This window comes from Aeromicrobium erythreum (assembly GCF_001509405.1).
Lineage (GTDB): Bacteria > Actinomycetota > Actinomycetes > Propionibacteriales > Nocardioidaceae > Aeromicrobium > Aeromicrobium erythreum.
Genome location: NZ_CP011502.1, coordinates 3,356,033 through 3,371,801 on the forward strand (window position 1 = coordinate 3,356,033; position 15,769 = coordinate 3,371,801).

Consider the following 15,769-nt stretch of genomic DNA (forward strand, 5'->3'; position numbering starts at 1 on the left):
CTGGGTCGTGCGGTCGTCAGGTGCCACCGTCGTCCCCCAGCTCCCGGCCGAGCGCGGCGACGAGCTCGTCGAGGTCGGCGTCCAGCAGGTCGTCGTCCACCTCGACGTCGTCCTCGACCTCGTCCGGTGCCAGGTCGGCGACCTCGTCCGGCCCCGGCTCGGCCGGGGTCGTCCGGAGCCGCGCCACCACGGCCAGGAGCCGGTCGACGGCCGCCGCCCGCCCGGCGTCGTCGAGCGCGACGAGCTCCTGCTCCAGCCGGTCGAGACCGTCACCCTGCGTCCCCGACGGCGCCGCCGGGACGTCGACGTCCAGGCGGGTGTCGAGGTAGGCGGCGACCTCGGTGGCGTCGGCGTGGTCGTAGACGAGCGTGCTGCTCAGCGTCAGGCCGGACGCCTTCTGCAGGCCGTCGCGCAGGCGCAGTGCCGCGAGGGAGTCGAAGCCGAGGTCCTTGAAGGAGTCGCGCGGTCGGATCGTGGCCGGGTCGTCGTGGCCTAGGACGGCGGCGGCGTGGACGCGGACCAGGCGGAGCAGCCGGGCCCGACGCTCGACGGCCGGCAGCCCGGCCAGCTCGTCGCCCAGCCCGGGCGCGGCCTCCGCACCCGTCTCCTCGGCAGGCTCGGGTTCGTGCTGCGCACCCTCGGTCGGGGTCCCGCCGCGCAGCAGGTCGAGCAGCGGACGAGGACGCGCAGCGCAGTAGGCGGCGGCGAAGGTGGGCCAGTCGATGTGGGCCACGACCGCGTTCGGGACGCCCACGGCCAGCACGCGCTCGAGCGCTGAGAGCGCGGCCTCGCTCGCCATGGGCGTCACCCCGCGGTCGCGCAGGTAGTCGACCGCGGCCTGGTCCTGCGTCATGCCGCCGGTCTCCCACAGGCCCCACGCCACCGACGTCGCCGCCCGACCCGCGGCGTGACGGCGGCGGGCCAGGGCGTCGAGCGCGGCGTTGCCGGCGGCGTAGGCGGCCTGGCCGTTGCTGCCCCAGACCGCCGCGCCGGAGGAGAAGAGGAGGAAGAGTCCGGCGTCGGGCACGAGCTCGTCGAGCAGCGCGGCGCCCGTCGCCTTCACGTCGAGGACCCGACGCAGGGACGCCTCGTCCATGTCGGCCAGCGCCTGGTGCTGCGGCAGACCGGCGGCGTGGACGACGCCGGTCACGTCGTCGTGGACCGACAGCGCGGCACGCAGGCTCGCGCGGTCGGTGACGTCGCACGCCTGCACCGTGACCTCGGCCCCGGCGTCCCGCAGCTCCGCGACCAGCTGCTCGACGCCCGGCGTGCCCGGTCCGCGGCGGCTCAGGAGGGCCAGGCTGCGCGCCCCGCGCCCGATCAGCCAGCGCGCCGTCACGGCGCCGAGCCCGGAGGTCCCGCCGGTCACCACGACGGTGCCGGTGGGCGGGACGTACGGGCCGCTCGCCGCCACCTCGTGCGGGACGAGCCGTCGCGCGCGCACCCGTCCGTCGCGCACGGCCACCTGGTCCTCGGCACCGCGCAGCGCCGAGACGACCGCGTCGACGTCGAGGGCCGGCGGTGCCTCGGACGCCGACGCGGCCGGCAGGTCCACCAGACCCGTCCAGGCAGCGCCGCGCTCGAGCCCGGCGACCTGGGCGAGCGCGCGGACGGACGCCTGGTCGGGCCGCACCCGGGCTGCGTCGTCGTCGCTCACGACCACGGCCGACGTCGTCGCCACCCAGACCGGGCCCCGGTGGTCCTGCAGCCGAGCCAGGAGCGCCAGCGTGGCCGAGGCGTCGCCGGAGTCGACCGCCAGCAGCGAGAGGACGCCGTCGCCGGGCCGCAGCTCGTGTCCGAGCTCAGCGGGAGCGACGACCCTCGCGTCCGCCCCGTCCGCCCGGAGGGCGTCGCCCAGCGGGCCCGCCCACGGCGGCGGCGGACCGTCGTCGGGGACGACGACCCACCAGCGCCCGGGGACGGGCTGCTGCGGGGTGCGCTGCTCCGGGACCTGCTGCTCGGGGCGGGGAGTGACGCTCGTCCACGTCTCGGTGAGGAACCAGCCGGCAAGCGGGTCCTGGACCTGCGCGCGTCGCGGCGTGAGCCAGTACCGACGCTGCTCGAAGGGATAGGTCGCGAGGGGCACGACCTGCGCGGGAGCCAGCAGCGCCCGCCAGTCGACGTCGAGGCCCGCGGCGAAGGCGGCGCCGGCCGCGCGGACCAGCCGGCCGACCTCCTCGACGTCGCGCTCGAGCGTGTCGAGGACCGCCACGTCGACGCCGGTCTCGGCCGCGGTCTCCTGCACGGCGGCGGCGAGCACCGGATGCGGACTGACCTCCAGGAACACCTCGTGCCCCTCGTCCATCGCAGCCCGCACCGCCGCGTCGAACCGCACCGTGCCCCGCAGGTTCTCGTACCAGTACGCCCCGTCCAGCTCCGGCCCCTCCACCCGCGCACCCCGCAGGCTCGAGAACACCGGCACCCGACCCGCACGACCCTGCACCACACCCAGCTCGCCCACCAACGCCTCACGCACCCGCTCCACGTGCACCGAGTGCGACGCGTAGTCCACCGCCAACCGCCGCACCCGCACACCCTCACGCCGACCCTGCTCGACCAACGCCTCCACCGCAGCCACGTCACCAGCCACCACGACCTGCGCCGGAGCATTCACCGCCGCGACCTCCAGACCACCCACCTGCTCGACCCACGCACGCACCCGCTCCACCGGCAACGCCACCGACGCCATCGCCCCACCACCGGACAACGCCCGCAACGCCAACGCACGCCGCGCCACCACCCGCGCACCATCAGCCACGCTCAACACCCCAGCCACCACCGCCGCAGCGATCTCCCCCTGGGAATGACCCACCACCGCAGCCGGCCGCACCCCCACCGACTCCCACCACCGCGCCAAGGACACCATCACCGCGAACAACGCCGGCTGGACCACCTCCACCCGATCCAACGACGGCGCACCCTCACGACCCTCCAACACCTCACGCACCGAAAAGCCCAACACCTCCCCCAACGCCACATCCACCTCGGCCAACGCCGACGCGAACACCTCCACCCCCAACAGACCCGACGCCATCCCCACCCACTGCGCCCCCTGACCCGGGAACACCATCACCGGGCCCGTGACGCCGGCAGCCGGCCGGGACGGGTCGGTCGTCGCGACGTGCACGGACGGCAGACCCTCCGCCACCGCGCCCAGCCGCGTGACCGCGCTCGCGCGGTCGGCCGTGACGACGGCGCGGTGCGGCAGGCGCGCGCGGCCCGTCGCGAGGGTCCAGGCGGCGTCGGCCAGGTCGGGGGCGTCGTCGCCGGCGAGCCGGTCGACGGTGGCCTTGGCCAGGCGCGCGAGGGCCTGCGGCGTGCGCGCCGACAGCACCAGCGGCACCAGGTCGCCGCCGAGCCCGCCCGGGGCGGGTGCCGGCACCGGCTCGGACGCCGGGGCCTGCTCGACCACCACGTGCGCGTTCGTCCCACTGATCCCGAACGCCGAGACCCCCGCCCGACGCACCCCGTCAGGACCCACCGGCCACGCCCGCAACCCCTCAGCCAGCTCCACCTCACCAGCCGACCAGTCCACCAGCTCCGAACGAGACCCCACCACCACCGACGGACCCACCACACCACGCGACAGACCCATCACCACCTTGATCAACCCCGCCACCCCCGCAGCAGCCTGAGCATGACCCACGTTCGACTTCACCGAACCCAACAACACCGGCCCAGCACCACCACGACCACGCCCATACGTCGCCAACACCGCCGACGCCTCCACCGGATCACCCAACCGGGTCCCCGTCCCATGCGCCTCCACCACACCCACGTCACCAGCACCCACACCAGCACGCGCCCACGCCTCACGAATCACCCGCTGCTGCGCCACCCCACTCGGCGCAGCCAACCCGTTGCTCGCACCATCCTGATTCACCGCAGAACCAGCCACCACACCCCACACCCGACGACCCTCACGCCGCGCCACCGACAACCGCTGCACCGCCACGAACGCCGCACCCTCGCCGAGGCCGAACCCGTCAGCAGCCGACGAGAACGGCTTGCACCGACCATCCGCCGCCAACGCACCCTGACGCGAGAACTCCACGAACACCTCAGGACCCGCCATCACCGACACACCACCAGCCACCGCCAGCTCACACTCACCCGAACGCAACGCCCCCACCGCCAGATGCAACGCCACCAACGACGACGAGCACGCCGTGTCCACCGTGATCGCCGGCCCCTCCAGACCCAGCACGTACGCCACCCGACCCGAGACCACGCTGGCGGTGGAGCCCGTCAGCCGGTAGCCCTCGAGGTCGACGTCCTGCTCCACGGCCCCCGTGCCGTAGCCCTGGTTCGAGTGGCCCACGAAGACGCCGGTGCGGCTGCCGCGCAGCGAGTCCGGCGCGATGCCGGCGTGCTCGAGCGTCTCCCAGACCGACTGCAGCGCGTGGCGCTGCTGCGGGTCCATCGCCAACGCCTCCCGCGGCGAGATGCCGAAGAACGCCGCGTCGAAGTCGCCCGCTCCGTCGATGAAGCTGCCTCGCGCCACGCCGCCGCGCGCCAGCTCGCCCACGCTCCAGCTGCGGTCGTCGGGGGCGTCCGTCGCGGTGGTCGCGCCGGCGGCCACGAGGTCCCACAGGGCCTGCGGTCCGTCGACCCCGCCGGGCAGCCGGCAGCCCATGCCGACGATGACGATCGGGTCGTCGTCGCGGTCGTCGTCACGGTCGTCAACGGGGCGGCGTCCCGCCTCGACCGCCTGCTCGGACAGCCCCGTCTCCTCGGCGAGGTGCGCCGTCAGCCGCCGCGTGGTCGGGTGGTCGAAGACGATGGTGGTGGGCAGGCGCAGCCCCAGGGCCGTGCCCAGCACGTTGCGCAGCTCCAGCGCCGACAGGGAGTCCACGCCCAGCCGCGAGAAGGGCTGGTCCACGTCGACCGCGTCCGACGACTCGTGCCCGAGCACGGTCGCCACCCGGTCCCGCACCAGCGCAGCCAGGGCGCCCACGTCCTGCGGGCGTCCGGGTCCCGCCGGCTCCGACCCGCGCACGGGGTGCGCGGGAGGCTCGGCCGCGTCCGACAGCTCGTCGAAGAGCCGGGTCGGACGCAGGGCCGTGTAGGCGGCGAGGAAGCGTCGCCACTGCACGTCCATCACGATCGGCGCGGGGTCGGCGCGGTCGAGCGCCGACACCAGCGACGCGGTGGCCGCGTCGGGGTCCATCAGCAGCACCCCGTGGCGACGGAACCGCTCGGCCACGGGCCCCTCGGCCATGCCTCCGCCGGCCCACGTGCCCCACGACACCGACGTGGCCGGGAGGCCGGCGCGACGACGTTCGTGCGCGATCGCGTCGAGCACCGCGTTGCCCGGGGCGTAGCCGCCGAGCCCCGGTGCCCCGAACGCCGACGCGAACGAGGAGAACAGGACGAAGTCGTCCAGGTCACCGGCACGCGTCAGCGCGTCGAGGTGGAGGGCACCCTGCACCTTCGCGCGGCTCGAGCGCTCGATCCGCTCCGCCGTCAGCTCGGTCACGACGGCGTCGTCGAGCGTGGCCGCCGCGTGGAAGACCGACGTCAGCGGCATGTCGTCGCCGATGTAGGACAGCACCGCCGCGAGGGCGTCACGATCGGTGACGTCGCAGGCGCGCAGGTCGACCTCGGCCCCGGCCTCCTCCAGGTCGCGCACCAGGGCCGCGGCATCGGGGGCCTGCGGGCCACGCCGGCTCAGCAGCACCAGGCGCCGGGCACCGCGACCGGCGAGCCAGCGTGCGACGTGCCGACCGACGCCACCGGTCGCACCGGTGACGAGGACCGTGCCCTGCGGGCGCCACTGCTGTGTCGCGGGTGCCGCGACCCGGACCCACCGCCGCGCCCAGGGGCCGGTGCCGCGCAGCGCAACTTGGTCCTCCCCGTCGTCGGTGGCGAGCACGGCCCCCAGCTGGGACACGACGTCGTCGCCCACGTCCGCCGGAAGGTCCACGAGACCGCCCCACACGGCGGGGTTCTCGAGCCCGACCACCCGGCCGAGACCCCAGAGGGCGCCGCCGCCCAGCGTGCGCACAGCCTCGTGCGGACCGGTGGCGACCGCACCGCTCGTGACGCACCACACCCGCGTCGTCGCACCGGCGGCCACCACCGACTGCACCACGCCGAGCAGGTCCCGCACGGCGTCGGAGTCGAGCGGCGCCGACGTGTCCTCGGGCGCGTCGACGGCGAGCAGGCTCAGGACGCCAGCGACGTCGAGGCCCTGGTCGAGCCTTGTGGCCACGTCGTGCGCGGCGCCTCCCGGCGCGACGCAGAGGCGCTCCACCTGGGCTCCGCGGCGCGACAGCTCCTGCTCGACGCCGGCCAGCAGCCCGGCGTCGTGGTCGGGGCGGTGGAGCACCCACCAGGTGCCGGTCAGGCGCGCGCCGGGGTCGGCGGCGACGGGGCGCCAGCTGATCCGGTACGCCCGCGGGTCGGGCTCGCCGCCGACGGAGACCCGCCGGTCCGGCGGCGACCACCAGATCCGGCGCCGCTCGAACGGGTAGGTGGGCAGCTCGACGGGGGTCGCGCCGGAGCCGCGGAAGGTCTCCTGCCAGTCGACGGGGACGCCGCCGACGAACGCCCGTGCGAGCGACGCGGCCAGCTCGTCCGGACCGCCGCTCGCACGGCGCAGCGTGCCGACGGTGACGACGTCGACGCCGACCGCCTCGGCGGTCTGCTCCACCGGCGCCAGGAGGATCGGGTGCGCGCTGACCTCGACGAAGGCCGTCCGGCCGCTCTCGACGAGCGTCTCGACGGCGTCGGAGAAGCGCACGGTGCTGCGCAGGTTGTCGAACCAGTACTGCGGGCCCAGCTCGCCCGGACCCACCCACCGACCGGTGACGGTGGACAGCATGGGGACCGCACCGGGCAGCGGGCGCGGTGCCGGGGACAGTCCCTCGAGGACCGCCCTCTCGACGTCGTCCACGTGCCGCGAGTGCGAGGCGTAGTCGACGGGGAGCCGCGTCGCACGGACGCCGTCGGCCGCGCACTCCGCGACCAGCCGCTCCAGGGCGTCGGCGTCGCCCGCGACGACCACGGACGTCGGGCTGTTCACCGAGGCGACGTCGAGCCCGTCGCCGATCCGCTCACGAACCTGCTCCACCGGAGCCGCGACCGAGACCATCGCACCCCGGCGCGTCATCCCCGCGATCGCCACGCTGCGCCGCGCGACGATGCGGGCGGCGTCCTCCAGGGTGAGCAGGCCGGCCACGCAGGCCGCCGCGATCTCGCCCTGCGAGTGACCCACGACGGCGGACGGCTCCACGCCCTGGGCACGCCAGGTGGCCGCCAGCGACACCATGACGGCGAACATCACCGGCTGCACGTGGTCGACCCGCTCCGTGCTCAGGGCGCCACCCGGCGTCGCCCGCGCCGCCTCCTCGCGCAGGAACGCGACGACGTCGAGGTCGAGGTGCGGCCGGAGCGCGCGGGCGCACTCACGCATCGTGCGGGCGAAGACGGGCGAGGAGTCGAGCAGCTCGACGGCCATGCCGGCCCACTGCCAGCCCTGGCCGGGGAACACGAACACCGGGCGCAGCGGTGCCTCGACGACACCGCGTGCCGCCTGCGACGTGCCGTCGGCCACCCTCCTCAGCTCGGCAACCGCGTCGTCGCGCGACGGCACCAGCCCGACCCGGTGCCCGAGGGGTGAGCGTCCGGTCGCGAGCGCGTGGGCGACGTCGAGCGGGTCGAGGTCGGGGCGCGCCTCCAGGTGGTCGGCGAGCCGCGCCGCCTGGGTCGCGACGGCCGACTCCGAGGCACCCGACAGCACCCAGGGGACGACGGGGGTGGTTGGCGGAGCCGGGGCGGCGGCGGTGTCTGGCGCCTCCTCCAGCACGGCGTGGACGTTGGTGCCGCTGATGCCGAACGACGAGACCCCCGCCCGGCGGGGGCGTTCGCCGCGGTGCCACGGCGTCGGCTCCTGCACCAGCTCGAGCGTGCCGTCGGACCAGTCGATCTCCGTCGACGGCTCGGCCGCGTGCAGCGTCGGCGGCACCAGCTCGTGCCGCAGGGCCAGCACGAGCTTCATCAGTCCCACCACGCCCGCGGCCGCCTGCGTGTGGCCGACGTTCGACTTCACCGATCCGAGGAGCAGCGGTCGCTCGCGATCCTCCCCGTACGCGTCGCGCAGGGCGGAGGCCTCGATCGGGTCGCCCAGCCGCGTGCCGGTGCCGTGCGCCTCGACGAGGTCCACGTCGGCGGCCGACAGCCCGGCGTCGACGAGCGCGTCGTGCACCACCCTGACCTGCGCACGGCCGTTCGGGGCCGACAGCCCGTTGCTCGCACCGTCAGAGTTCATGGCACTGCCGCGCACCACCGCGAGCACGGGGTGGCCGTGGCGCCGGGCGTCGCTCAACCGCTCGAGCACCACCATGCCGGCACCCTCGGCCATGCCGAAGCCGTCCGCGTCCGCGGAGAACGCCTTCGAGCGACCGTCGGCAGCGAGCGAGCCCATCCGGCTGAAGTCGACGAGCATGCCCGGCGTCGGCATGATCGTGGCCCCTCCGACAAGGGCCAGCGGGGTCTCGCCGCGCCGCAGCGAGGCGCACGCGAGATGCAGGGCGGCGAGGGAGGACGAGCAGGCCGTGTCGACCGTCAGCGCGGGCCCCTCGAGACCGAGCGTGTAGGCGATGCGCCCCGACGCCACGCTGGAGGTGGTGCCGGTCATCAGGTAGCCCTCGACCCCGGCGCCGCCTTCGGCGAGCCGCGGTCCGTACTCCTGCGGGATCAACCCGACGAACACGCCGGTCCGCGTCCGACGCAACGAGTACGGCGCGATCCCCGCCCGCTCGAGCGCCTCCCAGGACAGCTCCAGCAGCACGCGCTGCTGCGGGTCCATGGCCAGCGCCTCCCGGGGAGAGAGCCCGAAGAACGCGGGGTCGAAGTCGGCCACGGCGCGCAGGAAGCCCCCGGCGCGCTGGACCGTCGTCCCGGACCGGGAGGTGTCCTGGTGCAGCAGCGCGTCAACGTCCCAGTCGCGGTCCGCGGGGAGCCCGTCGACGAGGTCGCGGCCCTCGGACAGGATCGACCAGAAGCGCTCGGGGGTGTCGACGTCGCCCGGCAGCCGGCAGGCCATCGAGACGATGGCGATCGGCTCGTCGTCCACGCGCGCCACCGGGGGCGCCGGTCGGGCCGGTCGCCGGTCGGACCCACCGGTCAAGGCCTCGGCGAGCGCCTGCGGGGTGGGGAAGTCGTAGAACGACGTGATCGGGACCGCACGCCCCAGCTCCTCCTGCAGCTGGGTGCGCAGCTGCGCGACGAGCACCGAGTCGAGGCCCATGTCGAGGAAGGTCTCGTCCGCACGGACCTCGCGGCCGCTCACCGTCGCGGCATGTGCGCGGACCGCCGCCACGAACTCCGCCACCGACGGGGCGGCCTCTTGACCGGCCGGACCAGCACCGGCGGGCGACAGCGGTCCGACGGGGACGGCTACCGGGAGACCGGCGGGCTCCACGCCGAGGTAGGCCGCCGACCAATCGACGTCGGTCCCGGCGACCCAGACCTGCGCGAGCGACTGTAGGAACGTCGCCCACCCGCCGACGTCGCGGCGCAGCGTCGAGACGACCTGGGCCTCGACGCCCTCGCCCTCGATCGTCTGCCGGGTCACCGCGGTGAGCACCGGATGCGGGCTGACCTCGACGAAGGTCCGCACGCCGTCCGCGAGCGCGACGGCGACGGCTTGGTCGTACCGCACGGGCTCGCGGAAGCACCGGGCCCAGTGCGCGCCCACGAGGTCCGGTCCGTCCACGTGCCCCGCCGCCACGCTGGAGACGAACGGCAGGGCCAGCGACGCCGGAGCCAGTCCGTCGAACGCGCCCGCGAGGTCCGCAGCCACGGCGTCGACCTGACGGGAGTGGGCCGCCATCTCGACCGCGATCACCTGGGCTCGGACGCCCTCGGCCTGCAGCTCGGCGACGCGACGTCGGACGGCGTCGGGGGCGCCAGCGAGCAGCACCGAGCCCGGGCCGTTGACCCCGGCGAGCTCGACATCGGGGTCCTGCCACCGCTCGAGCAGCGCGAGTACCTCGTCGAGACTGAGCCCGACGGACGCCATGTCCCCGACGCCCACCAGCGGCATCATCGCGCGGCTCCACCGGGACGCTCCCCTGGCACCGTCGTCGTGCGAGAAGGCGCCCGCGACACGCGCCGCCGCGAGCTCGCCGATGCTGTGCCCGACGACGACGTCCGCGCGGACGCCGTGAGCCTGCCACAACGCTGCGAGCGACGTCTGCACCGCGTAGAGCGCGGGCTGCACGACCTCGACCGCACGCAGGGCGGCCTCCGAGTGCAGCGCATCCTCCGACCATCCCGGGAGCTCCTCCCCCAGGACCGCGAGGCAGCGGGTCATGGCTTCGTCGAAGATGGACGACTCCTCGCGGAGGCGCGCACCCATGCCGGGCCACTGCGCGCCTTGGCCAGGGAACACGAAGGCGGTCATGCCCGGATCGCGTCGCGGCGCTCCCTCGACGAGGCGTGCGTGCGGACGCCCGGCGACGACGGCGTCGAGGACCTCGACCAGGTCCGACGCCGAGGCGGCGTCGTCGAGGACGACGACGGACCGGTGGCCGTCGGTCCTCGACGTGGCGGCGTCGGCGGCGAGAGCCGACCCGAGGGCGCGGACGTCGTGCACCCGGCCAGCGACGACCTCCTGCCGCAAGGCCTGCGCGAGCGCGCGCACCGCGTCACGGTCGGCACCACCGAGCGGCAGGGCCGCCGCATGCTCCCCGACGTCGTTGGGTGCGTGGTGATCGGCGGCGTGACGGTCCACGACTGACTCCTCGACTTCAAGCTTCCCCCGGGCTCGGCACGACCGCCCGTGCTCGGCCAGCAAACCAGAACGGGCGCGGCTGGACAAACTGAAGTGGCACTTTGTTCCAGGCCGGCGGATCGCCGTACCGGTCCGACGACAACTCCGGTACGATCCTCTCGTTTGCGGCTGCGCAGCAGAGGGGGCAGGCATGTCGGAGGACGCCGGGCAGGCGCCCGTGGTCGCCCTGCTCGGGGCGTCGGGCTACGTCGGCGGCGCCCTGCTCCCCGAGCTGGTCCCGCGCGCCTCGCAGGTCCTCGCCGTGTCGCGGTCAGGAGTACCAGCGACCGAGCGTGTGACCGACCGCCGACTCGACCTGGCGACACCGGGGACGATCGGCACGGTCGTCGCCGAAGCCTCCGTGATCGTGCACGCCGCCGCCTACGGCACCCTGGGCTCCACGTGGCGAGACGCCGAGGACCCGGCCTCGGATCGCGTCAACGTCGACCTCGTGCGGGAGCTGGTGGACGCTGCGAGCCGCCGGCGGGAGCCACCCCTCCTGCTCTTCCTCAGCTCGGCGCAGGCCGCCGCCGGTCCCGTCAGCCGATACGCCGAGCAGAAGATCGAGGCGGAACGCCTCGTGCAGCAGGCCGGCGAGGAGCGGGTCCTCCGCCCGCTGATCCTGCGACTGCCCACCGTGTACGGAGTGGCTCGACCGACGGGGCAGACCGGCCGGGGCATCGTGGCGGCGATGGCGCATCGCGCCCTCGAGGGCGGCGAGCTGACCCTCTGGAACGACGGCACCGTGCGCCGAGACCTGCTGCACGTCCACGACACGGCACGGGCCGTCACGGCCGCGTTCGACCACGGCGCCGCCGTCGCCGGCCAGGTCTGGCAGCTGTCCGCCGGGCGCACCGAGTCGCTGCTCGACGTCTTCACGACCGTGGCCCGCGCGGTCGCCGTCGCCACGGGGCGACCGCCCGTGCCCGTCACGAGCGTCGCCCCGCCGGACCACGCCGCCGAGAACGACTCCCGCAGCGACGACGTCGGGGACGGCCGGTTCTCCGAGGCCACCGGCTGGATCCCGCAGGTCGCCTTCGGCGACGGCGTCCGCGAGGTCGCCGAGACCCTGCACGAGAAGGCAGCGAGCCACTGACGTGAAGGTCCTGTTCACCTCCTTCGCCCACCGGACCCACTTCCAGGGCCTCGTGCCGCTGGCGTGGGCGCTCACGCTCGCGGGCCACCAGGTCCGGGTGGCGAGCCAGCCCGACCTCGTCGACGACATCGTCTCGGCCGGCCTGGTGGCGGTCCCGGTCGGTGTCGACCACCGACTCTTCGAGATCGACCCCGCGGAGGCCACCGAGGTCCACCGGTACTCCACGGGTCTTGACTTCGCTCGTCGCCACGACGAGCTGCACTCCTGGGACTTTCTGCTCGGACTGGAGACGGCGAACGCACGCTCGGTCTTCCCGCGGGTGAACAACCCCGAGTTCGTCGCCGGCCTCGTCGACCACGCGCGCCGGTGGCAGCCGGACCTCGTCCTGTGGGAACCGTTCACCTTCGCCGGTGCCGTCGCAGCGCGAGCCAGCGGCGCGGCGCACGCGCGCGTGGCTTGGGGGACCGACCTGACCGGCTACTTCCGCTCACACTTCCTCGCGCTGCGGGCCGACCAAGAGGAGAACCGCCGCCGCCCCGACCCCCTGGCCGACTGGCTCCGGGACGTGGCGAGCGAGCACGGTGTCGAAGCGACGCCCGACCTCGCGCTCGGGCAGTGGACCGTCGAGCAGATCCCGGCCCGCTTCCGGCTTCCTTCCGGCTTGGACATCACTCCCGGGACGACGTCGGCCCCGTACAACGGCCCCTCGCGGACGCCATCCTGGCTCGACGACGGTCGGCGACGGATCGCCGTCACCGGCGGCTTCTCGGGCCTCGGCGACGGCGCGGACCTGCCCGAGCTGCTCGCACGTCTGGCCGACCTCGACCACGAGGTCGTGGTCACCCGCTCCGGCCTCGCCCCCGACCAGGTGCAGTCCAACGTTCGCCTGGTCGACTTCGTCCCCATGAACGCCCTCATGGAGTCGTGCGACGTCGTGGTGCACCACGGCGGGGCGGGCACGTGGGCATCGGCGCTGCACCAGGCGGTGCCGCAGGTGGCGGTCGCGCACGAGTGGGACTGCCTGCTGCGAGGTCAGCAGGTCGCCGACGCCGGCGCCGGCCTCTCCCTCGACCCGCAGCAGACCGATGCCGCGACCCTGGCGGACGCCGTGCGCTCGGTCCTGGACCAGCCCACCTACCGCGCGCAGGCCCGCGCGCTCCGCGAGGAGCTGCGCGCCGAGCCGACGCCGACGGCCGTGGCGCAGGAGATCGAGCGGCGCACCGTCGCCGCCCGCACGTGACCGACGATCCCGTCCAGCCCGACCCGTCCAGGAGGAGACCGTGTACGAAGGTGAGTTCGCTGAGCTCTACGACCAGTTCTACGAGGCGCGGGGCAAGGACTACGCCGCCGAGGCATCGGCCGTGACCGACCTGGTGCGCTCGCGATACCCTCACGCCGACTCGGTGCTCGACGTCGCGTGCGGCACGGGGAGCCATCTCGAGCCCCTCTCGCGGTCGTTCGGCCGGGTGGAGGGGCTCGAGCTCTCCCCCGCCATGATCGAGGTCGCCGAACGGCGCTACCCGCAGCTCACCGTCACCCAGGGCGACATGCGGGCCATCGACCTACCTCGGCAGTTCGACGCCGTGACGTGCATGTTCAGCTCCATCGGGCACATGGTCGACGTCGACGAGCTGGACGCTGCCCTCGACTCCTTCGCCCGCCATCTCGCGCCGCAGGGTGTCGTGGTGGTCGAGCCGTGGTGGTTCCCGGAGACCTTCCTGCCCGGGTACGTCGCGGCCGACGTCGTCCGCGTGGGGGACCGTGCGATCTCGCGGACGTCGCACTCCCTGCGTGACGGTCGGGTCTCCCGGCTCGAGATCCACTGGTTGGTCGCGGACCCGACGGACGGGGTGCGGCACGAGACCGAGCACTACGAGATCACGCTGTTCGAGCGCGAGGAGTACGAGACGGCCTTCCGCCAGGCCGGCCTCGACGTGGAGTACCTGGAGGGCGGCCCGTCCGGGCGCGGGCTGTTCGTCGGCCTGCACGCAGGCTGACGCCACCAAGTCGGCCGTCGGCTGCTCCCTGCCCCGACACCTCAGCGGTGGCGCGGCAGGACCGCGGCGAACCGGTCGAGCGTGGCGCGGACGGCGTCGAGATGGGCGTCGTCCTGCTGGGCGAGCAGGGCCTGGAGGGCGAGGGTGGCTTGGGTGGTGAACTCCTCGGCCCGACGCCTTGCCCCGGGCGTGGCGCGCAGCGTGACCAACCGACGGTCGGAGCTCTCGCGGCTGCGGGCCACCATCCCGTCGCGCTCGAGCCGGTTGACCAGGGCGTTCGTGGCGCCTGACGTCAGCCCGACCCGCTCCGACAGGCGCGCCGGCGACATCGGCCGCCCCGTCGCCTCCGCCCACAGGACCTCGCCGAACGCGGCACCGTCCGACGGCGGCAGGCCCATCCAGCGCGCGAGGTCGTGGACCGACTCCTGGTACGCGACCACGTAGCCACGCAGCGCCTCGAGCATCCTCGCCGCCGACTCGGTCATCCAGCACCTCCTGGTCGGAGCAGGACTCTACGCCGCCGGACGCCCCTCGCGCCGGGAGAACGCGTAGTCCGGGAGGATCGGCTCACCCTTGCGGTCGGGCAGGAACACGCGATCGAGCAGGGAGCTCAACGGCTTCGTCCCCGCCAGCCGGAACATCGTGTTGACCACCCGCACGCCGAGCCGCGACGACGGGTGCATCACGCGGGCACCGCCGGGCGGCAGCGACTGGTGCCGGTCGACGTACGCGCGCAGCATCGACTCGTACGCCGCGAAGGCGTCGCCGTGGGTGCGCTCCTCGTGCAGCGTGCGCTCGAGCTCCCCGGCGAGGACGTACGCCCCGACCAGTGCGAGCGTGGTGCCCATCCCGGTCGGGCCCGACCCCCACGCGGCGTCGCCGAGAAACGCGACCCGACCCTCGCTCCACGACGGGAGCACGACCTGCGCGAACCGCTGCGCGTAGAGCTCCTCCGGGTGCTGCTCGAACCCGTCGAGGACGCGCTCGGTCTGCCAGCCGGCGTCCGCGAAGCGCTCGCGCAGCACCGTGAGCTGGGCGTCCGTGTCGAGCCGCTCGAAGCCGAACGGCTCGCACGCGAAGGTGAGCGTGGCGCGGATCGTGCCGACGTCGTCGGGTCGCAGGGTGACGGACCGGCCGCGCGGAGCGGTGTACCAGTCCCAGAAGTCGGTGTCGTCGGGGCGACGGTCGATCGTGCCGTACGCCATCGAGACGCCGGCGTCGCGGATCTCGGTGCGGTCGCCCATGACGAGGCGGCGGGTGCGCGACCCGCGCCCCTCGGCGACGACGAGGAGGTCGTACCGCTCGCGCGTGCCGTCGGCGAGCTCGACGTCGACGCCGTCGGCATCCTGCGCCACGGCCGTCACGTAGGTGCCCCACCGCTGCTCGACCTCGGCCGACACGGTGCCGAGCACGATCTGCGACAGACGTCCGCGGAGGATCTCGATCTCGGCGGTGGGCCCGTCGACGTCGGCGCCCTCCTGCTTCGGCAGGACGGAGACCGGGGTCCCGTCCGGGCCGATGAAGCGGGTGCCGTCCTCCCCGGTCAGGTGCGCGAGCACCTCCTCCTCGACGCCCATCCGGCGCAGGACCTGTCGGCCGAGCCCGCGGACGTCGATGTTCTGGCCGGTGGTGCGTGGCTCGGGCGAACGTTCGAGCAGGGTGACGTCGAAGCCGGCGCGCGACAGGCCCCACGCCGACGCGGGTCCGGCGATGCTCGTGCCGGTGACGAGCACGGTGGGTCGGGTGGTGGACATCGGGTCTCCTTCGTCATGGACGTTCACTTCACTGTGAAGTCTTCTGCTCTGCCCCGCACGTCCAACGAGAGAACAACACCGAACATCGGACAGATGTCCGATGTTCGGTGTACCCTGGCTCACACGCACAGCGAGGGAGCCC

At 74.3% G+C, this 15,769-nt stretch carries 7 protein-coding genes; 4 read left to right on the plus strand and 3 right to left on the minus strand.

The features are described 5' to 3' along the window. Nucleotides 1–16 precede the first annotated feature (16 nt). Nucleotides 17–10,411, minus strand: a complete 10,395-nt coding sequence (locus Aeryth_RS17725) for a type I polyketide synthase (RefSeq protein ID WP_158509221.1) — start codon at nucleotides 10,409–10,411, stop codon at nucleotides 17–19. Nucleotides 10,412–10,450: 39 nt separating this feature from the next. Here Aeryth_RS17725 and Aeryth_RS18015 point away from each other — a divergent pair, with 39 nt between their 5' ends. From Aeryth_RS18015 to Aeryth_RS15920, 4 genes are all read left to right on the plus strand, one after another. Then, nucleotides 10,451–10,747 carry a hypothetical protein gene (locus Aeryth_RS18015; protein WP_158509222.1) on the plus strand — a complete coding sequence of 99 codons (297 nt, stop codon included), beginning with the start codon at nucleotides 10,451–10,453 and terminating at the stop codon, nucleotides 10,745–10,747. A gap of 184 nt (nucleotides 10,748–10,931) precedes the next feature. After that, on the plus strand, nucleotides 10,932–11,876 hold the full coding sequence (locus Aeryth_RS15910) for an NAD-dependent epimerase/dehydratase family protein (protein WP_067860679.1): 945 nt from the start codon (nucleotides 10,932–10,934) through the stop codon (nucleotides 11,874–11,876). Nucleotide 11,877: 1 nt separating this feature from the next. Beyond that, on the plus strand, nucleotides 11,878–13,116 hold the full coding sequence (locus Aeryth_RS15915) for an activator-dependent family glycosyltransferase (protein ID WP_067860681.1): 1,239 nt from the start codon (nucleotides 11,878–11,880) through the stop codon (nucleotides 13,114–13,116). A 40-nt stretch (nucleotides 13,117–13,156) separates the two neighbouring features. Continuing rightward, nucleotides 13,157–13,873 (plus strand): class I SAM-dependent methyltransferase, encoded by a 717-nt coding sequence (locus tag Aeryth_RS15920; RefSeq protein WP_067860683.1) that lies wholly within the window; start codon nucleotides 13,157–13,159, stop codon nucleotides 13,871–13,873. A gap of 41 nt (nucleotides 13,874–13,914) precedes the next feature. Here Aeryth_RS15920 and Aeryth_RS15925 read toward each other — a convergent pair whose 3' ends face one another. Both Aeryth_RS15925 and Aeryth_RS15930 read right to left on the minus strand, forming a co-directional pair. Beyond that, nucleotides 13,915–14,358, minus strand: a complete 444-nt coding sequence (locus Aeryth_RS15925) for a MarR family winged helix-turn-helix transcriptional regulator (protein WP_083516504.1) — start codon at nucleotides 14,356–14,358, stop codon at nucleotides 13,915–13,917. Nucleotides 14,359–14,385: 27 nt separating this feature from the next. Beyond that, complete coding sequence (locus Aeryth_RS15930; protein ID WP_067860685.1) at nucleotides 14,386–15,627, minus strand: FAD-dependent monooxygenase; 1,242 nt, start codon at nucleotides 15,625–15,627, stop codon at nucleotides 14,386–14,388. Between the last annotated feature and the right edge of the window lie 142 nt (nucleotides 15,628–15,769).

Excerpts from the sequence above, each read along its gene's own strand:
- Aeryth_RS15910 (WP_067860679.1), top strand. The coding sequence starts at position 10,932 with ATGTCGGAGGACGCCGGGCAGGCGCCCGTGGTCGCCCTGCTCGGGGCG.
- Aeryth_RS15925 (WP_083516504.1), bottom strand. The coding sequence starts at position 14,358 with ATGACCGAGTCGGCGGCGAGGATGCTCGAGGCGCTGCGTGGCTACGTG.
- Aeryth_RS15930 (WP_067860685.1), bottom strand. The coding sequence starts at position 15,627 with ATGTCCACCACCCGACCCACCGTGCTCGTCACCGGCACGAGCATCGCC.
- Aeryth_RS17725 (WP_158509221.1), bottom strand. The coding sequence starts at position 10,411 with ATGACCGCCTTCGTGTTCCCTGGCCAAGGCGCGCAGTGGCCCGGCATG.